We start from the raw sequence: 21,920 nt of genomic DNA, 5'->3' as shown, positions 1-21,920 counted from the left end.
CAAAAAAAGAGGGCCGGGACTTGCGTCCCGGCCCAGCCTTTCAGGCTCTCCCCTCCTGAAACTGTTGACGCAATGAATGCCATATTAATGTCATGTTGGGAAGGCCTAAATTTGCGGCAAGCCTGCCTATTTATTGTGCAGTGCAGCGTGCAGCAAAAAGGGGCCGTTTCGTCATCGAACCGACCCCTCCTTTTGAACTCCAAACGTCTTGCGCGGTGATTCTGTCGCTCAAAAAAATGGCCGGGACAGATGTCCCGGCCAGTGGTTCGCAGGAGGAACCTGGTGAGGATCCCGCCGCCGTCTTTTGAAAGGAGAGAGACGTGCGGCGACGGGTATCCTGTCTCGTGGGTCAGTAGTTGTAAGCACGTTCTCCATGCTCGCCGAGGTCGAGGCCTTCGCGTTCGACCTCTGCCGAGACGCGGCCGCCGGTGACGGCTTTGGCGATATAGAAGGCGATGGCCGAACCGACCGCGGACCAGAGGACGGCGACGCCGACCGACTTGATCTGGATCCACAGCTGGCTGCCGAGGACATAATCGTCGCCGGCCGGACCGCCGAGTGCGGGCAGCATCGTGACCGCGGTCAGGATCGAACCGATCAGGCCGCCGACGCCATGGATGCCGAACACGTCGAGCGAGTCGTCAAAGCCGAGCTTGGCCTTCAGCTTCATCACGACCCAGCAGCAGACGACACCCGCAACGGCGCCGAGCAGGATCGCGCCGAACGGACCCGAGTTACCCGCCGCCGGAGTGACCGCAACCAGACCGGCGATCGCCCCCGAACAGGCACCGAGCAGCGACCCCTTGTGGCCGAGCGCGCGCTCGGTGAGCATCCAGAACAGGATACCGGCGGCGGTGGCGGTGAAGGTGTTGATCAGCGCGAGACCGGCCGACCCATTGGCTTCGAGCGCCGACCCGGCGTTGAAACCGAACCAGCCCACCCACAGCAGACCGGTACCGATCAAGGTCATGGTCAGCGAGTGCGGCGCCATGATATCTTTCTGATAGCCGTTGCGCTTGCCGATGATCAGGCAGCCGACGAGTGCCGCAACGCCCGCGTTGATGTGGACCACGGTACCGCCGGCAAAGTCGAGCGCGCCCCAGCCGAAGATCAGGCCGGTCGCTTCATCGGTGCCACCCAGATACCAGACCATATGCGCGATCGGGTAATAGACGATCGACAGCCAGACGATCGCAAAGACCATCACCGCCGAGAATTTCATCCGCTCGACAAGCCCGCCAAGCACCAGCGCGACGGTGATCGCCGAGAAGGTCATCTGGAACGCAATAAAGACGAATTCGGGGATGACGACGCCATCGGTAAAGGTCGCGACAGTCGAATCGGCGGTAACCCCGGCGAGGAAAAGCTTGCCCGCCGAGATGAACTGGTTGGCATCGCCGCCAAAGGCGAGGCTGTAACCGAACATCACCCACATGATCATCGCCAGTGCGGCGACGGCGATGATTTGCGTCAGGACCGACAGCATATTCTTGGTGCGGACGAGGCCGCCATAGAAGAGCGCGAGGCCCGGTACGATCATCGCCATGACCAGCACGGTTGCGGTCATCATCCATGCGGTGTCGCCCTTGTCGGGCGTCGGCGCGGCGGCTTCGGCGACGGCGGGCGCCGCTTCCTGCGCCCAGGCGGGCAGCGCGGCGAACAGCGACAGGCCCACGGCCCCGGCGCCCGCCGCAAATTTATTTGCGAACGTCATAATTTCCCCCTTCGTCATTACAGTGCCGCCTCGCCGGTCTCGCCGGTGCGGATGCGCACGGCCTGACCCACGTCGAGAACGAAAATCTTGCCGTCGCCGATCGAGCCGGTGCCGGCGCTTTGCTGGAGCGTTTCGACAACCCGCGGCGCAAGCGCGTCGTCGCAGACGAGTTCGATCTTCACCTTCGGCACCATGTTGGTTGCGTATTCGGCGCCGCGATAGATTTCGGTCTGCCCCTTTTGCCGGCCGAACCCCTTGACCTCGGTCACGGTCATGCCGGCGATACCCAAGCCGGTGAGTGCTTCACGCACCTCGTCGAGCTTGAATGGTTTGATGATTGCCAGGATCAATTTCATGATGCCCCCTTTTGCCCAATAGCATCATGCTGCGCTGCAACAGCCGTGCCAGATTGCGCGATGGTTGGAAAAGTTAACATTTTGTGACGGTTTGGGAGGTCAATGGCAAAGAATCGGTCGTTTGCTGGGCAGAAGAGGCAGGCGATTGCCTAAATTTTGGGCACAGCCGTTCACTGGCGATCGCGCTTATCCGACGATGGGAATGGCCGGTTTCGGCCATTGATCCTCCCTGTGACGAAGTCATGGGGAGGTGGCAGCGCGAAGCGCTGACGGAGGGGCGATAACGCTACCGTCGCAATGCCCCTCCACCATTCGCTTCGCGAACGGTTCCCCTCCCCATGGCTTCGCCACAGGGAGGATTAGCTATGTAAGGTGTTCCCACTCTAAAATAGCTGTCGCGGTTACCCCACCGCCTTGAATCGCGCCCAGATCGGCAAATGGTCCGACGCGCGCGCTGCCAGCGCGCTGCGGTGCACCCCGGCATCGACCGCCTCGAGGTCGGGCGAGGCAAAGATGCGGTCGAGCTTTGCCACCGGGCGGCGGCTGTGAAAACTGTGGCCGGTGTCGACCAGCCGATGGCGCTCGCCGAAATCGTGCAGGCAGCCGCCCTGGTTCCGCCATTCGTTGCAGTCGCCCATCAGGATCGTCGGCAATTCTTCGCCGTCCGCGACATGGTTCAGGATCGCGCGCGCCTGATGGCGGCGGCGCAGCCCCGAAATGTCGAGGTGCATGCCGACCACCCGCAACCTTGTGTCGCCGATGCGGATCGTCGCCGCCACCGCGCCGCGCGGTTCGAGCGTCGGCAGGTGCAGCGCATGGCTTTCCTCGACCTCGGCCCCCTTGCGGACCAGCAGCGCATTGCCGTGCCAGCCGATGCTGTGCGGGCGCCCGCTCAGTCCGATGGGGACATAATCGCTATGCTCGTCGAACATATGCGGCGGGATCGCGCTGGCGCGGGTGCCGAAGCGGCGATCGGCTTCCTGCAGCGCGACGATGTCGGCGTCGAGCTCGGCGAGCACCGACAGCACCCGTCCGGGATCGCGGCGGCGGTCGAGCCCGATGCCCTTGCGCATATTGTAACTGGCAACTTTGATCATGGTATCAGCGGTCTAGCGCTCCAGCCGCCAAGCCGTTCCCCGGATCCTCAAATTCCGCCAGCAACGCCCGCGCTTCGTCCAGATCCTCGTCGAGTACCATGATCCGCACCGGGATCATCAGCCCGACGCTCTCGGCGATGTTCATTCCCGCATCGAAGCACACCGCGTGGACCCCGGCGCTTTCGATCCGCCCGCGCAGCAGTTCGGCTTCGGCGCCGTTCGGGATGCGGACCAGTTCGACGAGCGGCATCAGGCGGACTCGCCTTCGATGAAGCGGTCGGTCGGGCGCGTCGGCAGCCCGTCGATGCTCTTTGTTCGTCCCAGCGTCTTTTCGACCCACAAAGCGCGGTCGGCCTGGCGGTGATATTTTTGCAGCGTGTCGCGTTCGTGTTGCAGCTCCATCATCGGCACCCCCCAGCCGCAGCTGGTCTGGACGCTCTCGACGTCGATCACGAAAATCTGGCGGGTGCCGGGCAGCAGGGTGAAATGCGCCGCAAGTGCGTCCCATTCATCGTCCTGCGGCAGCACCGGGCGGCCGCGGCCATAGATGCGCAGGATCAATGCGCTGCGATCGAAGGCGCAGAACATGATCGTGATGCGCCCGTCGGCGGTTAGGTGCGCGTGGGTTTCGTTGCCCGACCCGGCAAGGTCGAGATAGGCGACCCGATTTTCCGACAACACGCGGAAACTGTCGGCATAGCCCTTCGGCGACAGGTTGATCCGCGCGTCCACGGCGGCGGTGGCGGTGAAATAGATCGGCTGTTTTTCGATGAAGGCGATATGCTTGTCGGTCAGCGTGTCGGTGAAGTCGGCCATGGCTGCGCTCCGCGAATGATATGCGCCCGCCCTATCACCAATTTTTGCCTTCCTCCACCGCCGCTTCCTCTTCGGGACGCGTCGTTCGGCCCAGCACGGCGTTGCGGTGCGGAAAGCGACCGAAGCGGTCGATCATGTCGAAATGCTTTTGCGCATAATCGTGGAACAGCGGATCGGCGAGCTGGTTCATCAGCCGCAGCGATTCGCGCTGGTCGGCGATATCCTCGCTATGCTCGAACGGCAGATAGGCGAACTGGCGCCGCTCATCGGGCCAGTGCTGATCCCAACCCTTGGCGGCGATCCCGCGCGCGATGGCGCGAGCGAGCGGATCGGTGGCAAAGGCGTCGGCGTGGCCGCGATAGATATTGCGCGGCACCTGATCGAACAGGATCGCCGCGGCGAGCGCCGTGTCGGGGTCGGTGAGGAAGGTTTCGGCAGGCTGCGAGCGCAGTGCGTCGTGCCAGCTTTCGGCAAGATCACGCACCGCGGCGTCGAAATCGGGGCCGCCGCCGTACCAGTCGTCCATGCCATGCGCGTCGAACCAGAAGCTCAGCAGTTGCTGCGGCCAGTCGGTGGGTGGGGTGTCGTTTTGCTGCGTCACGCGCGGTCAAATCCTCGGCCAGAAACGTTCGTCATCCCGGCGCAGGCCGGGATCCTGGCCTAACGCATGGACGCGCCGGTGAGATCCCGGCCTGCGCCGGGATGACGATGATGGGGGAACGGCTATTCGCCCTTCACGCGCCGATACGGCACAAATTTGCCGAGCGAGACAAAGCCGCTGTACATCCGGCTGGAGCGATCGAGCAGTTGGAGCGTGTCGATGCTGCACAGCTGGCTGCCCGATGTTTTCAGCAACAGAATGTCGTCATCGTCGAGCGATGAGGCACCGCCCTCGGGCCGGTTGACCCACAGGGTACTGCCGACGCGATAGACGATGGCGGTCTTGTCGATCACCTGGCTGCTGCGCGCCATCGACAGCGGAATGCAATTTTGCGGCTCGCCCGCGACGCGGCCTTCGAGCAGCTTCGCCAGCTGCTCTTCGGGCGCAAGCTTTTCGCGCGCGCTGGCGGTCGCGGGGATGGCGGCCAGCGCCGCAGCGGCGAAAATCATTGGAATGTGCAGACGCATGGTTCGACTCCTGTCTTCAACATACCCTACCCGCCGCCGCCATGCACCGGCGCGCGTGAACAGAGCCTGACCGCCGCCGGTCAGCACGCCCCGTCGGGCAGCGGAATACCCAGCGGGCCTTTGCATTTCTTCTTTTTCGCTGGCGCTTCGGGGGTGCCGACCGCGGTGCCCGATCCGCCCATGCCGCCGAAATCGGCGCCGATCAGCAGGCTGGTGTGCGAACGGAAACGGACCTTCGCAGTCCAGTCGATGTTCCACACCGCATTGCCCGCGGGTTTCGGCGGATAGGAGAAATTGGCCTCGGGACCAAAGGCGTTGAGGTTGCCGAACATCATCTCGCCGGACGCCTTTTTGACCTCGGCCGGAATTGCGCAGCTCGTCTGTGCGGGCGGCATCACGACCTTTTTCGCCACCAGGCCCGCAACGGTCGCGGGCGGCAGCCAGTCCCACAGCCCGCCGCCGAATTCGCGTGCGTTGCTGCTCGTCCACCACACCATGTCGCCGTTCCCGCCGCCGCGGTCCATGCCGCCGAACGCCCAGGCGACATAGCCGGTTGCCGGGACCAGCTGGTTCCACCGGATCATTACCGACCCGTCGCCCTGCATCGTGGTCGAGGCGTTGAGGCCCGGCATATAATCCTGCGCGAGGGTGAAATTGATTTCGGGGCCGACATTGCCCGCGATCCGGTGGGCGCCGAGCAGCGAGGATCCCGACGCCGGCTGCTTCGACGATTTGCTGTTCGGCCACCCGGCATAGGATTTGCTGTTCGTCGTCATCACTTCGCGGATGCGCGGCACCGTGGTGGTGTACAGGTTCGGCGGCATCTGCCCCGCCGCCAGCTTGGCGAAATCGATGATCACCGGCTGCCCCGGCCCCGCCTTGGCGCCGCAGCCCCAGAACAAGAGCAGGCGGCCTTTGGGACGCTCGAAATCCTTGGGCATTTCATTGCCGTCTTCGCGCTCGCGCGGCTTGCCGGGTTCCGGGCCGAGCAGCGGCACTGATTTGCCGAGCTTCGCCTGCGGCAGGAAGAAATGATCGGCCTTCACCGGCGGCGCGGTCGGCGCCTGGTTCGACCCCAGCCGCAGTTCCAGCGTGTGCGCGACCTTGCCGTCGGGGCCGCCGCCGAACATCATCCCCATCATATTGCCGACTCCGCGCCCGCCCGCCGCCATCGCGGCAAAGCCCGACGCGGTCGCGACGTCCATTTCATATCGTTCGACAGGACCGGTGGTTTTTTGGGCCGAACCCGGCACGGCGGCAAGCATCGCGGCGATGGCGGCGACGGAGATGAAACGCAGACTCGAACGCATGACTATCCTCCCTTTTGCCGGGGACGACCCGGCGGATAATGCGGCCCGATTTCTTTTCTGTTGGGAGGACTATAGGCGCGGGAAAGCGGCGCGCCAAGTGAGGTGCGTCACAGGATGTCTGCCAAATTTACAAACGCGAAAGGCTCCACCTTGCGGTAGAGCCTTTCCGACCACACGACAGCTTCACGAGCTTGGTATCGCCATTGTGAAGCCCGCTGTCTCTGGTGAAGGAGACAGTCTCCTAGCCCGATGCAAAAGCAGAGCGGGAACAATGACAATATGCCACCTTAAAGGTGAATTGTCAATGAATCGAACCCCAATCCGCACAAAACTGCGCTTCTTACCATCCTAATTTGATCGGGATTCAACATACCGGATACAAAAGTTCGTTTCCCGCCAACAGCTTTACGGCCAGATTTAAAACGGTCGAGTCGGCTATGGGCAATTGTCGAAATCATATCGCATTTGGCCCACATATTTGGGCTATCGAAAGGAGGGGGCAATGCGTTCATGAGTTCGATTGCACAATGATACGGCTCGACATTCTGAGGTGCCGTGGTGCTCAGCGGTACGACGGTGACCAAATCTGCGCGACGACGCAGACGCGGCGAAACCACGACAACCGGCCGCATCTTTGTCATCTCTGGCGCAACGAAACCCGTGTTGTAATTGCACAGCAGGATTTCGCCCTGCTTCGGATAATACATCAGCGCCATCGACGTCGCTCCGGCGGCTTTAGGCTAGGCCGTCCCGCCTACCGTCAACCCGCTGACCAGCAACGTCGGCTGGCCAACGCCCGCGGGGACGCTCTGGCCGCCTTTGCCGCAGATGCCGATGCCTTCGTCGATCGCCATGTCGTTGCCGATGCCCATGACCTTGGTCAGCACGCTCGGCCCGTCGCCGATCAGCGTGGCGCCCTTGATCGAATCGCCCAGCTTGCCATTCTCGATCTTGTACGCCTCGGTGCAGCTGAACACGAATTTGCCCGACACGATGTCGACCTGCCCGCCGCCAAAGCTTTTCGCGAAAATGCCATTCTTGACGCGTGACAACAGCTCGGCTGGATCGTCGCTCCCGCCTTTCATGAAGGTGTTGGTCATTCGCGGCATCGGCGCGTGGGCGAAACTTTCGCGGCGCCCGTTGCCCGTTGGTTCGACGCCCATCAGGCGGGCGTTGAGGCGGTCCTGCATATAGCCTTTCAGGATGCCGTCCTCGATCAGCACCGTCTCGCCAGTCGGGGTACCTTCGTCGTCGATGCTGAGCGAGCCGCGACGGCCGCCGCCGACCGGGCTGTCCATCGCGCCGTCGTCGACCACCGTCACACCAGGCGCGGCGACGCGCTGGCCGATGCGGCCCGAGAAGGCGCTGGTGCCCTTGCGGTTGAAATCGCCCTCAAGCCCGTGCCCGACCGCTTCATGCAGCAGCACCCCGGGCCAGCCGGGGCCGAGCAGGACGGTGAACTCGCCCGCGGGCGCGTCGACCGCGCGGAGGTTAACGAGCGCCTGCGCCAGCGCCTCGTCGATCGCACGGTTCCACTGTGCGGGTTCGAACAGATGGTCGTACATGTACCGCCCGCCGAGCCCGAACACGCCGGTCTCGCGGCGGCCATTCTCTTCGACGACGATCGAGACGTTGAGGCGGACGAGCGGACGAATGTCGGTGGCGAGGAACCCGTCGGCGCGGACGATCTCGACCACCGACCAGCTGCCCGCAAGGCTCACCGACACCTGCGCGATGCGCGGGTCGCGCGCCCGCGCCGTGGCATCGATTTCCTGGCACAGCGCGACCTTCTTCGCGAAGGGGATCAGGTCGAGCGGGTTCGCTTCGTCATACAGGTGGCGGTTGGTGCGCGGCGGCGGCGCGGCGTGCGGCTGGCTGGCGGGATCGAGCAGCGCGAGCGTTTCGGCAGCGCGGCGAATCGCCCCGGCGCTGATTTCGCTGGCATGGGCAAAGCCCGTCATCTCGCCCGACACCGCGCGCAAGCCGAAACCGGCGTCGGTCGAATAGTCCGCGGTCTTCAATCGTCCGTCGTCGAAACCGAAGCTCTCGGTCGCGCGATATTGCAGGTAGAGCTCGCCGTCGTCGGCCTTCGCCAAGGCTTCGCGCGCAAGCGCCTGCGCCAGATCGGGGTCAAGCGCGTCGGCGCGATAGAGGAAGCGGCGGGGGTCGGTGGGACTGGTCATGTTGCCGATATAGGCACGCGCGTCCCGCGACGCCAGCGGTCAGAGATAATTGACAGTGAGCGTGAAGGTGCCGCTGTAATCGCCGGGCGCTTGGTTGGCAGGAACGGTGAGCGTGCCGCCGATATAATAGGTCTGGACCCCGCTGGGCAGCAGCGTGCCGCCAAGCAGCGCAATCCCGCCACCACTCGTGCTGGCGGCGCGGACCAGGCTCGCGGTCATGCTGGGCGCACCGCCCCCGATGCGCGCCAGCGTCACCGACGTGCTGCCCGATACGGTGATCAGCAGGATGCCGCCGGTGCCCTGGAAAATCGCGCGCTGCGAAGCGGTGCCGACCGGCGTGACGCCCCCCGTGGCAGTCCGCGCACCGGTGACGGCGTTGACGGTGACGGTGCCACCCGTCGGGCCACTGACCATAGTACCAAAATCGAGATCGTCGGTCTTGATCAGCGAATTGGGCCGGACCACTGCGGCATTGGCGGTGACATTGGTGTCGACAGCATAGGCTGGCGCGCATAGCGCCGCGCTCGCCGTCCCGACGGCGATGGTCAGGGCGCCCAACGCGTCCCGACGATGTCTGGTCCCTCGAATCCCCACAGATTCTGCTCCTGTCTGGCACATCTATGCCAGCGGGACGTGAGTGGTTGATGCATGGGCGTGGTAAAGAGGCTGTTTACGTCTGACCAAAGATCAGGGGTGATCGGCGACGCCGCCGATCAGAATGAAACGCCGGTCGCAATAGCCGCAATCGGCGAACCCTGCGTCGGGGTCGATTTCCAGCCACACGCGCGGGTGGCCGAGTGCGGCGTCGGCAAGGCCGTCGCCGGTGCCGTCACAGGCGATGCGGGTTTTCGGGGTGCGGATGGTTTCGGGCGCGGGCTGGGTCATCGACCGCGCCCATAGCAAGCGCGCGGGGCGGGAGCAATCGGGGTCTGCGCTGCTGGTTGAGTGGGTGGGGTCATGCGGCACCGGCCAGCATTCTGACGAATACAGGTGGTCATCCGGTGCCGCTCCTTCCCCCACAGAAGGTCTAAAGATAGTTGAGTGTCACCGTGAAGGTGCCGCTGTAATCGCCGGGCGCCTGGTTGGCGCCAACTTCCAGCGTGGCGCCGACCGGGAAATTATAGTTGCCGAGCGGTGAGGTAATTCGAAAGCGCGTCGGCGATGTCGACAGGATCGCGGTCGGGGTGCTGCCGATTTCAAACGTCCGCGCGCGCATCCGCACCCCTGGCCCGTTGAGCCAGATCGTGTTCGATCCGAGCGAGATATTGACCTCGCGATTGAAACTGCCGAGTCCCGCGAAGCGCGCGGGCTCGCCGCCATTGCCCGCCAGCGTGACGCCGCCGGTGCGACTGCGCGAACCATCGGGTTCCAGCGTCACCGTGCCCGCCGCATTCGACGGGATGATGTCGCCGAAACTCAGGTCATTGACCTTGAAGAAAGAGAGCGGGCGCAGCACGATGGCCTCGCTCTGCGCTTGCGCCGTTTGCTGGGCATGGGCCGGCGCCGCGACGGCCGGGGCCATCATCAGCGCGCAGGCGGCGATGCCGCGCAGCGCGAACTGCGGGTTTTGGGTGTGTCTGGTCCTCACATCCCCGGTGCTAGCGGGGAATTTCCAACATAGCGTTAACGCGGCGCTGGGCAAAAGGCGGCGCGGCGATGAGGGCTTTTACACGCGCAGGCGCGCGGCTATGGCAACCGCCATGACCGAAGCCGCCATCCGCATCGACGCCGTCTCCAAAACCTATGCCGGCGGCAAGCAGGCGCTCGACAATGTCAGCTTTGATGTCCCGCGCGGTCAGATTTTCGGACTGCTCGGGCCGAATGGCGCGGGCAAATCGACGCTGATCAACATCCTGGCGGGGCTGGTCAACAAGACCGCCGGGTCGGCGAGCATCTGGGGCTTCGACATCGACGCCGACCCCCGCAACGCCAAATACTCGATCGGCATCGTGCCGCAGGAAATCGTCTTCGACCCGTTTTTCACGCCCTATGAGACGCTGGAGAATCAGGCCGGGCTGTATGGCGTGCCGAAGGCGAAGCGGATTTCGGACGATCTGCTCGCCGCGGTGCATCTGTCGGACAAGCGCGACGCCTATGCCCGCACGCTGTCGGGCGGGATGAAGCGCCGCCTGCTGGTGGCCAAGGCAATGGTTCATTCGCCGCCGATCATCGTCCTCGACGAGCCGACCGCCGGGGTCGATATCGAGCTGCGCCAGCAGCTCTGGTCCTATGTCCAGTCGCTCAACGATCGCGGGGTCACCGTGGTGCTAACGACGCATTATCTCGAAGAGGCGGAGGAGCTGTGCGACCGGATCGCGATCATCAACCATGGCAGACTGATCGCGAACAAGCCGACGCGCGAGCTGGTCGATATGGCGCGTGAGAAGATCGTCGTGGTGACGCTCGATGCCGACATCACCGACCTGCCGACCCACCCGGCCTTCGAAAAGATCGAGCGCGAAGGGACGCACGGGCTCGCGATAAGTTACAATAAAGACCGCATGAACGCGGGCGAAGTGCTCGCCGCGGTGAATGCGATGGGCCACGGCATTGTCGATGTATCGACCCGCGAGGCCGATCTTGAGGATGTGTTCCTGAATCTGACGCGCGCCGCGAATGGATAGTCATTTCGTTCCGTTCGCATCGAGCGAAGTCGAGATGCCCATCGGATCAGTGCTGAAACGCGGGGTGTCTCGACTTCGCTCGACACGAACGGAATTATAGTGACAGGCGCAACAAATCACGACGTCATCATCATCGGCTCGGGCGCTGCCGGTCTCACCGCCGCCATTGCGCTCGCCGACCATTGCAAGGTGCTCGTGCTCGCCAAGGGCGAGCTGACCGGCGGGTCGACCGCCTGGGCGCAGGGCGGGATCGCTGCGGTGCTAGACGCGGGCGACACGTTCGAAAATCATATCGACGACACGATGGTCGCGGGCGGCGGGCTCAATCGGCGCGAGACGGTCGAGTTCGTCGTCGAAAATGCGCCCGCCTCGATTGAACGCCTCGTCGAAATGGGTGTCCCGTTCAACAAGGATGCCGAGGCGCTGCACCTGACGCGCGAGGGCGGGCATTCGCACCGCCGCATCGTCCATGTCGACGACGCGACGGGCTGGGCGGTGCAGGCGGCGCTGCTCAAGACCGCCGCGGCGCATCCGAACATCACGCTGCTGCCCGGGCAAGCGTGCGTCGACCTGATCACCGGACGGCACGAGGAACGTTATTCGGGATCGGGCCGCGTGTGGGGCGTCTATGCGCTCGATGAAAAAACGGGGAAGGTCCACGCGCATGTTGGCCGCGCGACGATCCTGGCGAGCGGCGGCGCGGGGCGCGTCTATCAATTCTCGACGGCCCCCAGAGGCGCGACCGGCGACGGCATCGCGATGGCCTGGCGCGCGGGTTGCCGCGTGTCGAACATGGAAATGATGCAGTTCCACCCGACCTGCCTGTTCAACCTCGACGTCAAGAATTTCCTGATTACCGAGGCAGTGCGCGGCGAGGGCGGCATTTTGAAGCATCCCGAGACCGGCCACCGCTATATGCCCGATTACGACGCGCGCGCCGAACTCGCGCCGCGCGACGTCGTGGCGCGCGCCAACGACGACCAGATCAAGCGCTCGGGGCTCGACTATGTCCATCTCGACATCAGTCACCTCGACCCCGATTTTGTCGCGGGGCATTTTCCGAACATCTATGAAAAGCTGCTGACGCTCGGCATCGACATGACGAAGCAGCCGATCCCGGTCGTCCCGGCGCAGCATTATACCTGCGGCGGCATCTTGATCGACCTCGCCGGGCGCACCGACCTGCCGGGGCTGTATGCCGCGGGCGAATGCACCGAAAGCGGCCTCCACGGCGCCAACCGCCTCGCGTCGAACAGCCTGCTCGAATGTTTCGTGTTCGGCGAGGCGGCGGCGAAGGACATCATCGCGCGCTGGGACCAGCTCGAACCGCCCCCCGCGATCCGCCCGTGGGACGAAAGCCGTGTCACCGATTCTGACGAAGAGGTGATCATCAAGCAGAACTGGACCGAAATCCGCCGCTTCATGTGGAATTATGTCGGCATTGTGCGCACGACCAAAAGGCTGGAGCGCGCCCAGCACCGCATCCGCCTGTTGACCGACGAGGTCGAGGATTATTACGGCCACTTCCGCGTCACCACCGACCTGATCGAACTGCGCAACCTGCTGCAATGCGCCGACCTGATCGTGAAAAGCGCCCTCCACCGCAAGGAAAGCCGCGGGCTGCACTACACGCTCGATTATCCGGAGATGCTGGCGGAGGCGGTGGATACGGTGTTGGTGCCGTGAGGATGGCGCAAAAAAAATCTCACGCAAAGGCGCGAAGGCGCAAAGAAGGGGATGCGTCGGGGTGGATATCGAAGAAATCGCCCGCGTCACCGTCGATTGCGGATTTCATCTACACAAGAATTTGGGACCGGGCCTGCTCGAGTCGGTTTATGAAGCCATCATGGCCGATCAGTTGGTGCGGCGCGGACTGAATGTGAAGCGGCAGGTTCCGATTCCCATTCGTTATGATGGGATTGAGTTGCCGGAGGGATTTCGAGCGGACTTGCTGATTGAGGGCGTGCTGTTGGTCGAACTGAAATCCGTGGAGCGGTTGTCACCGCTCCATGGCAAGCAAGTCCTGACATACCTTCGCCTGCTAGATATGCCATTGGGGTTGCTGATCAACTTTGGCGGCGAAACCTTTAAGGAAGGCGTCAAACGCATCGTCAACAACCATCAAAGCTGACTTGGCGCCTTCTTTCTTTGCGCCTTCGCGCCTTTGCGTGAGATAATTTCTTTCTTTTATCCGCCGATGCCGAGCAGCCGACCAACCAATATCAACACAATCGCCCCGATCACCGACGCCAGGCAGCCCGCACGGTGAAAGTCTCCGCGGCCGCGCGACGTTGCGAGGCCAGCGAGCAATGACCCGCCGATGCCGAGCAGGATCGTCGCGATCCACCCCATCTGCACCGCGCCGGGATAGAAGAAGCGCGCCAGCGCGCCGATGATCAGGCCCGAGATGATCGCGCCGATGATGTTGATCATGCGTTGAATCCTTCGTTCAAAAACCGTTCGGCCAGCGCCGCGTGCAGCGCCGCGCCGCGTGCCATCACCTTTTCGTCGAGCACCATGCGGTTCGAGTGCAATCCGCAGCAGGCGCGCCAGTCGCTTCCCTCGGCGCTCGCGCCCAGCCAGAACATCGCGCCGGGAACTTTTTCGAGCACATAGGAGAAATCCTCGGCGCCCATCACCGGATGGTCCATCGTCAGCCACGCCGCCTCGCCAAAGGTCGCTTCGACGACCGACTGGCCGAACGCGACAGCGCGGCTGTCGCAGATGGTGACGGGGAAACCCTCGTCGATCTGGACCTCGGCGGTGCAGCCATGCGCCTCGGCGATTGCGGGGGCGAGGCGTTTCAGCTCGCGCGCCACCATCGCGCGGCGCTCGGGCGACAGCGTGCGGATCGTGCCTAGCAGCTCGGCGGTTTCGGGGATGATATTGTTCGTCGTCCCGGCGCTGATTTTCGCGATCGTCACGACCGCCGGATCGAACACGGAGACGCGCCGCGTCACCATCGTCTGGATCGCGGTGACGATCGCGCAGGCGACCGGGATCGGATCGACGGCATCGTGCGGCATCGACGCATGGCCGCCCGCGCCCTTGACGGTGATCGACAGGACGTCGGATGAAGCGAGCAGCGGTCCGGCGCGCGATGCGAAAATCCCGTGCGGCGCGTTGGGCATGATATGCAGCGCAAAGGCGGCGTCGGGCAGCGGATCGATGATCCCGTCGTCGAGCATGAAGCGCGCGCCATGATGCCCCTCTTCGCCCGGCTGGAACATGAACATCACGGTGCCGGACAGGCGATCGCGCGCCGCGCACAGCAGCTTCGCCGCGCCGACGAGCATCGCGACATGCGTATCATGCCCGCACGCATGCATCGCGCCGGTGGTTTCGGAGGTGAAGTCGAGCCCGGTGTCCTCGATCAGCGGCAGCGCATCCATGTCGCCGCGCAGCAGCACGGTGCGCCCATTCGCAGGCCCGCGCAGGATCGCGACCAACCCCGTCGTCGACGGCCCCTCGCGAAACTCAAGCGGCAAGCCGGCGAGCGCGTCCTTGATCTTCGCTAGCGTCTTGGGGTTCTGCAATCCCAGCTCTGGTTCGCGGTGGATCGCGCGGCGGAGATCGACCAGGTTGTCGAGGAGCGTTTCGGCCTCGGCGGGCCAGCTATGTAGGGATGTGTCCATGCGGCGAGTGTGCCGCCAAGCCCGCCTCATGTCGAGCCACCTCGGAAAGACCGGGGCGCCTTCCGAGCGTATCGGGTGTCTGAACGTCCCACATCAATCCAAGCCGCTCACAAAACCGGATGACGGCATAACCCCAATCACTTTGCCCGGGGTGCAAACCAATACGCGCCGAGCCGGGATAGGCGTGGTGATTATTGTGCCATGCTTCGCCCATCGTCGGGATTGCCGCCCACGGGACGTCGAACGCCTGCACCCCATGCGCGTCGATGGTCCAGCTCTGTGGCCCCCGATTGTGCGCGAGATGGCCGACGAGCCAATGGCCGTGGTTTGCCACCGCCACGCGCGCGGCGACGCCCCATACGACCCAGCCCCAGCCGCCGATCGCGAACAGGACGACCGCGACTGGCAGTTGTTGCCAACGCCATGTCGCTTCGAGCCACCGATAGAAGGGGTCGCGGTCGAGTTCGTCGAACTCGAAGCGCGGCGGATTGTCGAGGTCGAGGCGGCAATATATCTGCCACCATGCGTCGCGCAGGATATGTGTCTTGTGCGCAAGGAACGGGTGGCAGTCTGCCTGCCGCTGCGCCCAGTCGCGCGTGTCGTGGGCGCGGATGATCCCAAAAGGCCCAGCCATGCCGACGAAGGCGCCGAACCAGACCAGCGTGCGGGCCAGCCAACGCGGCGCGGCAAAGCTGCGGTGGATCATCATGCGGTGATAGCCGATGCTGTGCCCGAGCAGCAACGCGGCGCCGGTGGTGACGATGAAAACCGCGATCGCCGACGGTGTGACGAATAATGGCCCGGCGACCAGCGCGACCACGGCCATGCCGCCGTTCCAAATGATGCTGGGCGCGTCGGCGCGGACCCGGCCGGTACGGGGGTCGGGGCCGGGCTCGTCGATCAGGAAGTTAACCGCATGGGGATCCTCATTTTTCCGCATCGCCCGACTCCTTGCTCAAAAGAATATAAGTAATTACTTAAATAAATTGCTACTTGTCAAGCAGAGTGGCGATGGCCATTTTGAAAGGATGGAACGGGTTTTTCAGGCATTGGCATCGACGCCGCGGCGCAAGATTCTCGCCTATCTGTCGCACGCGGAACTGAGCGCGGGCGATATTGCGGCGCGTTTCGAGATGAGCAAACCCGCGGTGTCGCAACATCTTTCGGTACTGGAGAACGCCGGGCTGATCGTCAGTGAAAAGCGTGGTCAGTTCGTTTTCTACCGCCTCCTGCCCGACGCGCTGACGAATGTGCTCAACGGCTATGTGCAGGAGGTATGTCCGGTATCGCGCCCATTAAAGGGCGAATCGCGCGCTCTGGCGGACAAGCAGCGCGATCAAAGCGGCGAGTCCTAACGCTTCCCCCCGAACAACTGCCGTCCCGCCAGGTCGAGCATGATTTCCTCGCTTCCCCCACCGATCGCGTTGACGCGCACCTCGCGGTAGATGCGCTCGACCTTGCTGCCTGTGATGTACGACGCGCCGCCCAGCACCTGCGCCGCCTCGCGTGCGACGGCCTCCAGCATCCGCGTTGCCTGTACCTTCAGCATCGCGAAGTCGGCGGGGCGGTCCTTGCCGTTTTTCACCTGCCAGGCGCACAGGTCGACCCACGCCTGCGTCGCCTCGATCTGGCGCTCCATGTCGGCGAGTTTGATGCGGATCGACTGGTGGCCGACGAGCGGCTTGCCGAAGGTTTCGCGGTTCTGCGCCCACTCCGCCGCCTCGGCCATCGCGACGCGCGCATAGGCGCAGCAGCCCATCGCCATGCCGAGCCGCTCGCTGTTGAAATTGCGCATGATGCCGATGAAGCCGCCGTTTTCGGGGCCGATCAGGTTTTCTGCCGGGACGCGCACGTCGCTGAAGTGGATGGCGGCGGTATCGCTGCACCGCCAGCCCATCTTGTCGAGCCTTGTGCGTTCGACGCCGGGGCTGTCCATGTCGATCAGCAGCAGCGAGATGCCCGCCGCGCCCGGCCCGCCGGTGCGCACCGCGCAGGTCAGCCAGTCGGCGCGCATCCCCGACGTGATGAACATCTTGCCGCCGTTAACGACGTAGTGATCGCCGTCTCTGACCGCGGTGGTTTTGAGGTTCGCGACATCGCTGCCGCCGCCGGCCTCGGTGATGCCGAGCGCGATGATCTTGTCGCCGCTGAGCACCGGCGGCGCGACGCGCTGTTTCAGCTCCTCGGACCCCAGCGCGAGGATTGGCGGCAGCCCGATTCCATGCGTCATCAGCGACGCCCCCAGCCCACCCGCGCCGACCGCGGCGAGTTCCTCGGTCAGCACCAGCCCGTGGAAATTGTCGAAGCCTTCGCTGTGCCCGCCATATTGTTCGGGATAGCGCAGCCCTAGGATCCCTGCCTCGGCGGCCTTCTTATGCAACTCGCGCGGCAATTCGCCCTCGGCCTCCCAGCGGTCGATATGCGGCGCGATCTCGCGGCTGACAAAGCGGCGCACGCTCTGCGCCAGCGCTTCATGGGTCTCGTCATAATAAGGCGAACGCGCGCGCCAGTCGTCGAAAGCTGTCATGCGAAGGATGCTGCGCGTGGTTGACGTAAACGTCAAGCCGGGTTTCGGGCGCGGCAAAGCTGAAAGAACGTCTCACGCAAAGGCGCGAAGGCGCGAAGAAGAAGGTAGCCTCAGTCCTTCCTTCTTCTTCGCGCCTTTGCGCCTTTGCGTGAGACAATATGGCGCGACCTCGCGGCCACATGCTTGCGCTGCGCGAACAAGCGGTTAGGGTCGCGCTCCATGAACAAGCCCATCCTGCTCGCCGGCCTTGCCGCTCTCGCCCTCATCACCACCCCCGCCGCGGCGCAGAAGTCGCCCGAGGCGGTTGCCGAAGCCGCGCTCCAGCGCGCGCCGGTGTTCGACGGACATAATGACGTGCCGTGGGAACTTCGCGGGCAGGTCGGCAATGTCATCAACAACTTCGACTTTCGCGACACCACCAAGCCCAAGCCCGACGGAACGGTGATGCACACCGACATCCAGCGGCTGCGCAAGGGGCGCGTCGGCGGGCAATTCTGGTCCGTCTATGTCCCGTCGAACACCAACGAGCAGCTGGCGGTGCAGCAAACCATTGAACAGATCGACGTCGCGAAGCGGCTGATCGCGCGCTACCCCGCCGACCTGTCGCTGGCTTACAATTCAACCGAACTCCAAAGCCAGATGAAGGCGGGCAAGATCGCCGGGATGCTCGGCATCGAGGGTGGCCAGTCGATCGGTTCCTCGCTCGCCGTGCTGCGCGAAATGTTCGGCATGGGGGTTCGCTACATGACGCTGACCCATGGCAAGAATGTCCCCTGGGCCGACAGCGCGACCGACGCCCCGAAACATGACGGGCTGACCGATTTCGGGCGCCAGGTGGTGCAGGAAATGAACCGCCTCGGCATGATCGTCGATTTGAGTCACGTCAGCGAAGCGACGATGCAGGACGCGCTGGAGGCGACCAAGGCGCCGGTGATGTTCAGCCATTCGGGGGTGCGCGCGGTCAACGACCATCCGCGCAACGTGCCCGATTCGGTGCTCCCCGCGGTCAAGGCAAACGGCGGCATCGTCATGGTCGTCTTCTACGCCGCCTTCGTCGATCCCAATCTGCGCGAACATGGGCTGAAGCGGACGGCGGAACGGGCGCGGCTCGATGCGCTGTATCTCGGCAATCCAGCGGGCGCTGCCGCCGCACTGAAGGCGTGGGACGCCGCCAACCCGGCGCCGTCGACGCCGTTGGGCCTGGTCGCCGATCATATCGACCATATCAAAAAGACGATCGGCGTCGATCATGTCGGGCTGGGCGGCGATTATGACGGGATGGACGCCGTCCCCGTCGGGCTGGAGGATGTCACTGGCTATCCGGCGTTGTTCACCGAACTGGCACGGCGCGGCTATACGCAGGCCGAGCTGGAGAAAATTGCCAGCGGCAACATGCTGCGGGTGCTGAAGGCGAACGAAGCTTATGCGGCGCGCCAGAAGGGCCAGCCGCCGGTCGAGACGCCGGTGGTGAAGTAAAGCCTGCGCTCCTGCGAAGGCAGGAGCCCATCACCTGACCGTGCGATTTTGCGCCTTCCGGAGATGGATCCCCGCCTTCGCGGGGATGCGGCCGCTATTTCGGGTTTTTCGCGCCAAACGACCACTTGACCGCCCCACTCGCCCACAGCGCCCACCAGATGATCACCGGCTGCAACGCCAGCCGCGGGCCATGGTACCACCAGCTCAATGTCTCGCCGCCGATCGCGACATTGGCGAGCGCGTGGTGGACATTTGCGGGCCATACGCAAAGGGCATAAAGCGCCAGCCCCCACCCCGCGGCCTTGCGCACCCGCGGAATCATCAGCCCGACCGCACCCAAAATCTCGGCGATGCCGGTGGCGGCAATCACCAGCTCGGGCTGCGGCACCCACGGCGGAGTGATTGCGAGGAACGGGGCGGGGCGCACGAGGTGGAGGTAGCCCGCATAGCCATAGGCCAGCGCCAGAACCCAGCGAAGCGCGCTCCTGATGCCGTCCTTCAACGCGCTTTGCCGTCTGCGGGCGTCACCGCCCGATGGCTTCCAGCATCGCCTCGACGCTGACAAACTTCTCGCGCGGATGGCCGTCGAGCGCCGCGGCGACCTCGGCCGCCTCGATCCGCCGCCAGTCGGCGAAGGTCACCGGCGCCACCCCGCGGCTCGCCAGCAGCGCGTCGAGCCCCGGCCGCCCGGCCTTGTTCGCGCCGCGCCCGACGTCCTCCAGCACCATCTCGGCGATCCGCGCGCCGTCGGGCTTGTTGGTGCCGATCGTCCCCGATGGCCCGCGCCGCGCCCAGCCGACGCAGTACAGCCCGGGCAGGATCCGCCCGTCGTCATTCGCGAACCGCCCGCGGCCATGCTCATAGGGAACGCCGGGGATCGGCGGCGTCTGATAGCCGATGCAGCTGATCACCAGCCCTGCATCGATCGCATAGGTTTCGCCGGTGCCATGGCTGCGCAGCTCGGCATCGAGCGTCGTGCGCTCGACGATGATCCGCGCGGCATGGCCCCCATTGTCTTTGGCGCCCTCGATCGCGACGGGCATCGCAAAAAAGTCGAAATCGATCGTCACCGGCTTGGCGACCGGGTTGGCGGCAAAGCTGCGCAAATGCGTCACCGACTTGCGCATTCCGGGTTCGAGCAGCGCATCGTCGCCCTCGGGGGGCAGGTCGGCGGGGTCGACGCGCGGGCTGGCGCGCTCCAGATGGCCCAGCTCGCCCAGCTCCTTGGGCGTCATCGCAATCTGGTGCGGGCCGCGGCGGCCAAGGATGTGGATATGGCGCACCGCGCTTTCCGCCAGCTGCGCGCGCGCGTGCGCGACGATGTCGCTGCCCGCGAATTCTTGCGGAGTCTTGGCCAGGATGCGTGCGACGTCCAGCGCGACATTGCCATTGCCAATGACCGCGACCCCGGCGGCGCCCAGCGGCGGATTTAGGTCGGCGAAATCGGGATGACCATTGTACCAGCCGACAAAGGCGGCGCTGCCGATCACCCCGGGCAGGTCGGCGCCGGGAATGTCCAGCGGCCGGTCGTTCGGCGCCCCGGTCGCCAGCACCACCGCGTCATAGAGTTCGACCAGCTCGTCGATCGTCACGTCGCTGCCGACCGACACATGGCCGACAAAGCGGACATTGTCGGCCAGCGCCGTCCCCTCATAACGCCGCGAGACCGCCTTGATCGACTGATGATCGGGCGCCACCCCGGTGCGGATCAGGCCATAGGGGACGGGCAGCCGGTCGATGACATCGACCGCAATATCCTCGGCTTTCTGAAGTGTTTCGGCGGTGTAATAGCCCGCGGGGCCGGACCCGACGATCGCGACATGACGCATCAACCCACTCCTCCGGGTGTCCGCGCGGGCGCGCGGCCCCTTGTTTGTTGTTGCATGATGCTAGCGGCGAAATGTGGCAGGGCAAGCGACCTTGTGCGGGCAGGCAGAGCGGCCTTGACAGCGCGCCCCCGCAATCATATTGCGCCCGCCTCACGATTGCCCTGTCGTCTAATGGTAAGACTGCGGTTTCTGATACCGCCTATCGAGGTTCGAATCCTCGCGGGGCATCCAATCCTTTGACGCTACAAGCTAATTGTATGCTCATCTCCAAGCTAATTAGCGATCATTTGCGTTTGGCCCAGGTTGGACCTCGCCCATAATGCCGAGCTCATACGTTCTTCACGTCGTTGAAGGCTTCCCAATGCGTGCATTTTCTAGCTGAGTTAGTCGCGGAGGACCGCTCTAACCAAACTGTTGGACACGACCCTCGTCGCTTATGCGATAAAAAATCGGCCGCAGCGCTTTCGCGCCACGGCCGATTAGCCGACGAAGAACTCGGCAATTTTCAGAATGGACAGAATTCGTTAGGTCTTATTTGCAGTTGCCTGTCTTCGGTCGCCGGGTCGAGCATTGATCGAATCAACATTTTCCGAAGCACATCTTCCCTGCGACGCGCGGTCATCGAGGAAGACCGCCCGCGCCGACGATGACCGACAACAAACGGCTTGTCAGCGCAGACGCGCCCTTTCGGTAGGCGATCTCACCCCAATCATCCCAACGGTGCACCCGCTCGGCGAGCCAGGCGAAGAGGTCATCACGCGATTTTGCATCGGCGAAGGACTGCGACCACGCGATATTGCGCGTCGGCATCCGCGCGCCAACCTTAAGTCCGGTCAACGTCACCAGGTATCGACTTCCCAGATCTTCGCGCGCGAACAGATGGCGACGAAACCCAACCTGCTGCTCAAAGGTGACCAGCGCCCGCTCTCGCGCCTCGGCGTCCAGTCCCTTGCTCGCACTTACCGCGGCGACAACCGCCGACATTGGCAAACGCTCGAATTCCGGCTCGCGCGTGGCCTGCAGCATCATGAGGACCGACCTGCCCAAAGATGTCAGTCCCCCGTCGAAAAAATTCCTCTCGTTCGATTTCCCGACCATTCCGATGCTGGCGAGCCAGCACTGATAGAAACGCCAGAACATCATGTTCCCGCCAAAAATGTCGTGCTGACGCTCTTCGCCGCACCACATCGATTTTATCGCGGTCATCACCCTGAGCATCAGTTCA

At 64.0% G+C, this 21,920-nt stretch carries 25 protein-coding genes and 1 tRNA gene; 6 read left to right on the top strand and 20 right to left on the bottom strand.

The genetic code is table 11. The features are described 5' to 3' along the window. Window positions 1-349: 349 nt before the first annotated feature. From VGN68_RS14975 to VGN68_RS14915, 13 genes are all read right to left on the bottom strand, one after another. Window positions 350-1,714 carry an ammonium transporter gene (locus VGN68_RS14975; protein ID WP_327477594.1) on the bottom strand — a complete coding sequence of 455 codons (1,365 nt, stop codon included), beginning with the start codon at window positions 1,712-1,714 and terminating at the stop codon, window positions 350-352. A gap of 17 nt (window positions 1,715-1,731) precedes the next feature. Continuing rightward, the gene (locus tag VGN68_RS14970) at window positions 1,732-2,070 is read right to left on the bottom strand and encodes a P-II family nitrogen regulator (protein ID WP_003043080.1); all 339 of its coding nucleotides are present in this window, start codon (window positions 2,068-2,070) and stop codon (window positions 1,732-1,734) included. Between the two features lie 401 nt (window positions 2,071-2,471). Further along, window positions 2,472-3,167: an endonuclease/exonuclease/phosphatase family protein gene (locus VGN68_RS14965; RefSeq protein WP_327477592.1), complete on the bottom strand. Its 696-nt coding sequence runs from the start codon at window positions 3,165-3,167 to the stop codon at window positions 2,472-2,474. Between the two features lie 4 nt (window positions 3,168-3,171). Then, window positions 3,172-3,417 carry a DUF2007 domain-containing protein gene (locus VGN68_RS14960; RefSeq protein WP_120217409.1) on the bottom strand — a complete coding sequence of 82 codons (246 nt, stop codon included), beginning with the start codon at window positions 3,415-3,417 and terminating at the stop codon, window positions 3,172-3,174. Then, on the bottom strand, window positions 3,417-3,983 hold the full coding sequence (locus tag VGN68_RS14955; RefSeq protein WP_327477587.1) for a pyridoxamine 5'-phosphate oxidase family protein: 567 nt from the start codon (window positions 3,981-3,983) through the stop codon (window positions 3,417-3,419). Before VGN68_RS14955 ends, VGN68_RS14960 begins: the two co-directional genes overlap by 1 nt. Before the next feature lie 34 nt (window positions 3,984-4,017). Continuing rightward, window positions 4,018-4,584, bottom strand: a complete 567-nt coding sequence (locus VGN68_RS14950; RefSeq protein WP_327477585.1) for a DUF924 family protein — start codon at window positions 4,582-4,584, stop codon at window positions 4,018-4,020. A 122-nt stretch (window positions 4,585-4,706) separates the two neighbouring features. Beyond that, window positions 4,707-5,111 (bottom strand): hypothetical protein, encoded by a 405-nt coding sequence (locus VGN68_RS14945; protein ID WP_327477583.1) that lies wholly within the window; start codon window positions 5,109-5,111, stop codon window positions 4,707-4,709. Window positions 5,112-5,191: 80 nt separating this feature from the next. Further along, a complete protein-coding gene (locus VGN68_RS14940) occupies window positions 5,192-6,421 on the bottom strand; it encodes a hypothetical protein (RefSeq protein WP_327477581.1) in 1,230 nt (409 codons plus the stop codon). Between the two features lie 287 nt (window positions 6,422-6,708). Further along, window positions 6,709-7,137, bottom strand: coding sequence for a type II toxin-antitoxin system PemK/MazF family toxin (locus VGN68_RS14935; RefSeq protein WP_327477579.1), 429 nt, complete (start codon window positions 7,135-7,137; stop codon window positions 6,709-6,711). Between the two features lie 24 nt (window positions 7,138-7,161). Further along, a complete protein-coding gene (tldD, locus tag VGN68_RS14930) occupies window positions 7,162-8,604 on the bottom strand; it encodes a metalloprotease TldD (RefSeq protein WP_327477577.1) in 1,443 nt (480 codons plus the stop codon). A gap of 39 nt (window positions 8,605-8,643) precedes the next feature. Beyond that, window positions 8,644-9,162, bottom strand: a complete 519-nt coding sequence (locus VGN68_RS14925; protein WP_327477575.1) for a DUF4402 domain-containing protein — start codon at window positions 9,160-9,162, stop codon at window positions 8,644-8,646. A 129-nt stretch (window positions 9,163-9,291) separates the two neighbouring features. After that, window positions 9,292-9,489, bottom strand: a complete 198-nt coding sequence (locus VGN68_RS14920; protein WP_327477573.1) for a zinc-finger domain-containing protein — start codon at window positions 9,487-9,489, stop codon at window positions 9,292-9,294. 142 nt (window positions 9,490-9,631) lie between these two features. Beyond that, window positions 9,632-10,192: a DUF4402 domain-containing protein gene (locus VGN68_RS14915; RefSeq protein ID WP_327477571.1), complete on the bottom strand. Its 561-nt coding sequence runs from the start codon at window positions 10,190-10,192 to the stop codon at window positions 9,632-9,634. A gap of 112 nt (window positions 10,193-10,304) precedes the next feature. Between VGN68_RS14915 and VGN68_RS14910 the strand changes: the two genes are divergently transcribed. From VGN68_RS14910 to VGN68_RS14900, 3 genes are all read left to right on the top strand, one after another. After that, complete coding sequence (locus VGN68_RS14910) at window positions 10,305-11,228, top strand: ABC transporter ATP-binding protein (protein ID WP_327477569.1); 924 nt, start codon at window positions 10,305-10,307, stop codon at window positions 11,226-11,228. Between the two features lie 99 nt (window positions 11,229-11,327). After that, window positions 11,328-12,914 (top strand): L-aspartate oxidase, encoded by a 1,587-nt coding sequence (gene nadB, locus VGN68_RS14905; protein ID WP_327477567.1) that lies wholly within the window; start codon window positions 11,328-11,330, stop codon window positions 12,912-12,914. Window positions 12,915-12,975: 61 nt separating this feature from the next. Then, window positions 12,976-13,359 carry a GxxExxY protein gene (locus VGN68_RS14900; protein WP_327477565.1) on the top strand — a complete coding sequence of 128 codons (384 nt, stop codon included), beginning with the start codon at window positions 12,976-12,978 and terminating at the stop codon, window positions 13,357-13,359. 56 nt (window positions 13,360-13,415) lie between these two features. Here the strand turns inward: VGN68_RS14900 and VGN68_RS14895 are convergent, their stop codons facing one another. From VGN68_RS14895 to VGN68_RS14885, 3 genes are read right to left on the bottom strand one after another with little or no spacing between them, the layout of a single operon-like run. Next, the gene (locus VGN68_RS14895; RefSeq protein ID WP_293699170.1) at window positions 13,416-13,661 is read right to left on the bottom strand and encodes a GlsB/YeaQ/YmgE family stress response membrane protein; all 246 of its coding nucleotides are present in this window, start codon (window positions 13,659-13,661) and stop codon (window positions 13,416-13,418) included. After that, window positions 13,658-14,863, bottom strand: a complete 1,206-nt coding sequence (locus VGN68_RS14890) for a M20 family metallopeptidase (protein WP_327477564.1) — start codon at window positions 14,861-14,863, stop codon at window positions 13,658-13,660. Before VGN68_RS14890 ends, VGN68_RS14895 begins: the two co-directional genes overlap by 4 nt. Further along, on the bottom strand, window positions 14,844-15,803 hold the full coding sequence (locus tag VGN68_RS14885; protein WP_327477563.1) for an acyl-CoA desaturase: 960 nt from the start codon (window positions 15,801-15,803) through the stop codon (window positions 14,844-14,846). Before VGN68_RS14885 ends, VGN68_RS14890 begins: the two co-directional genes overlap by 20 nt. 88 nt (window positions 15,804-15,891) lie before the next feature. Here VGN68_RS14885 and VGN68_RS14880 point away from each other — a divergent pair, with 88 nt between their 5' ends. Then, window positions 15,892-16,218 carry a metalloregulator ArsR/SmtB family transcription factor gene (locus VGN68_RS14880; RefSeq protein ID WP_327477562.1) on the top strand — a complete coding sequence of 109 codons (327 nt, stop codon included), beginning with the start codon at window positions 15,892-15,894 and terminating at the stop codon, window positions 16,216-16,218. Here the strand turns inward: VGN68_RS14880 and VGN68_RS14875 are convergent. Continuing rightward, window positions 16,215-17,390 carry an acyl-CoA dehydrogenase family protein gene (locus VGN68_RS14875; protein WP_327477561.1) on the bottom strand — a complete coding sequence of 392 codons (1,176 nt, stop codon included), beginning with the start codon at window positions 17,388-17,390 and terminating at the stop codon, window positions 16,215-16,217. The two genes, VGN68_RS14880 and VGN68_RS14875, sit on opposite strands and share 4 nt — an antisense overlap. A 219-nt stretch (window positions 17,391-17,609) precedes the next feature. Between VGN68_RS14875 and VGN68_RS14870 the strand changes: the two genes are divergently transcribed. Continuing rightward, window positions 17,610-18,866 (top strand): dipeptidase, encoded by a 1,257-nt coding sequence (locus tag VGN68_RS14870; RefSeq protein ID WP_327477560.1) that lies wholly within the window; start codon window positions 17,610-17,612, stop codon window positions 18,864-18,866. Between the two features lie 94 nt (window positions 18,867-18,960). Here the strand turns inward: VGN68_RS14870 and VGN68_RS14865 are convergent, their stop codons facing one another. After that, window positions 18,961-19,368, bottom strand: a complete 408-nt coding sequence (locus VGN68_RS14865; protein WP_327477559.1) for a DoxX family protein — start codon at window positions 19,366-19,368, stop codon at window positions 18,961-18,963. 22 nt (window positions 19,369-19,390) lie between these two features. Then, a complete protein-coding gene (locus tag VGN68_RS14860; protein WP_327477558.1) occupies window positions 19,391-20,695 on the bottom strand; it encodes an FAD-dependent oxidoreductase in 1,305 nt (434 codons plus the stop codon). 157 nt (window positions 20,696-20,852) lie between these two features. On the opposite strand from VGN68_RS14860, the gene VGN68_RS14855 reads away from it, so the two are divergent. Further along, a tRNA-Gln gene (locus VGN68_RS14855) sits at window positions 20,853-20,926 on the top strand. 387 nt (window positions 20,927-21,313) lie between these two features. Here VGN68_RS14855 and VGN68_RS14850 read toward each other — a convergent pair. Next, window positions 21,314-21,920 (bottom strand): hypothetical protein (locus tag VGN68_RS14850; protein WP_327477557.1); only part of this gene is annotated, 607 nt, incomplete at its 5' end.

This window comes from Sphingopyxis sp. (assembly GCF_035998965.1).
Taxonomy (GTDB): domain Bacteria; phylum Pseudomonadota; class Alphaproteobacteria; order Sphingomonadales; family Sphingomonadaceae; genus Sphingopyxis.
Note: the sequence above shows the minus strand (reverse complement) of the source record. Positions and strands in the feature narration are given on the sequence as shown.

What these genes read in the sequence shown, in the direction of transcription:
- tldD (WP_327477577.1), bottom strand. Translation starts at nt 8,604, where the DNA reads ATGACCAGTCCCACCGACCCCCGCCGCTTCCTCTATCGCGCCGACGCG.
- VGN68_RS14960 (WP_120217409.1), bottom strand. Translation starts at nt 3,417, where the DNA reads ATGCCGCTCGTCGAACTGGTCCGCATCCCGAACGGCGCCGAAGCCGAA.
- VGN68_RS14870 (WP_327477560.1), top strand. Translation starts at nt 17,610, where the DNA reads ATGAACAAGCCCATCCTGCTCGCCGGCCTTGCCGCTCTCGCCCTCATC.
- VGN68_RS14885 (WP_327477563.1), bottom strand. Translation starts at nt 15,803, where the DNA reads ATGCGGAAAAATGAGGATCCCCATGCGGTTAACTTCCTGATCGACGAG.
- VGN68_RS14920 (WP_327477573.1), bottom strand. Translation starts at nt 9,489, where the DNA reads ATGACCCAGCCCGCGCCCGAAACCATCCGCACCCCGAAAACCCGCATC.
- VGN68_RS14895 (WP_293699170.1), bottom strand. Translation starts at nt 13,661, where the DNA reads ATGATCAACATCATCGGCGCGATCATCTCGGGCCTGATCATCGGCGCG.
- VGN68_RS14890 (WP_327477564.1), bottom strand. Translation starts at nt 14,863, where the DNA reads ATGGACACATCCCTACATAGCTGGCCCGCCGAGGCCGAAACGCTCCTC.
- VGN68_RS14935 (WP_327477579.1), bottom strand. Translation starts at nt 7,137, where the DNA reads ATGGCGCTGATGTATTATCCGAAGCAGGGCGAAATCCTGCTGTGCAAT.
- VGN68_RS14965 (WP_327477592.1), bottom strand. Translation starts at nt 3,167, where the DNA reads ATGATCAAAGTTGCCAGTTACAATATGCGCAAGGGCATCGGGCTCGAC.
- VGN68_RS14970 (WP_003043080.1), bottom strand. Translation starts at nt 2,070, where the DNA reads ATGAAATTGATCCTGGCAATCATCAAACCATTCAAGCTCGACGAGGTG.
- VGN68_RS14945 (WP_327477583.1), bottom strand. Translation starts at nt 5,111, where the DNA reads ATGCGTCTGCACATTCCAATGATTTTCGCCGCTGCGGCGCTGGCCGCC.
- VGN68_RS14940 (WP_327477581.1), bottom strand. Translation starts at nt 6,421, where the DNA reads ATGCGTTCGAGTCTGCGTTTCATCTCCGTCGCCGCCATCGCCGCGATG.
- VGN68_RS14910 (WP_327477569.1), top strand. Translation starts at nt 10,305, where the DNA reads ATGACCGAAGCCGCCATCCGCATCGACGCCGTCTCCAAAACCTATGCC.
- VGN68_RS14955 (WP_327477587.1), bottom strand. Translation starts at nt 3,983, where the DNA reads ATGGCCGACTTCACCGACACGCTGACCGACAAGCATATCGCCTTCATC.
- VGN68_RS14860 (WP_327477558.1), bottom strand. Translation starts at nt 20,695, where the DNA reads ATGCGTCATGTCGCGATCGTCGGGTCCGGCCCCGCGGGCTATTACACC.
- VGN68_RS14875 (WP_327477561.1), bottom strand. Translation starts at nt 17,390, where the DNA reads ATGACAGCTTTCGACGACTGGCGCGCGCGTTCGCCTTATTATGACGAG.
- VGN68_RS14975 (WP_327477594.1), bottom strand. Translation starts at nt 1,714, where the DNA reads ATGACGTTCGCAAATAAATTTGCGGCGGGCGCCGGGGCCGTGGGCCTG.
- VGN68_RS14880 (WP_327477562.1), top strand. Translation starts at nt 15,892, where the DNA reads ATGGAACGGGTTTTTCAGGCATTGGCATCGACGCCGCGGCGCAAGATT.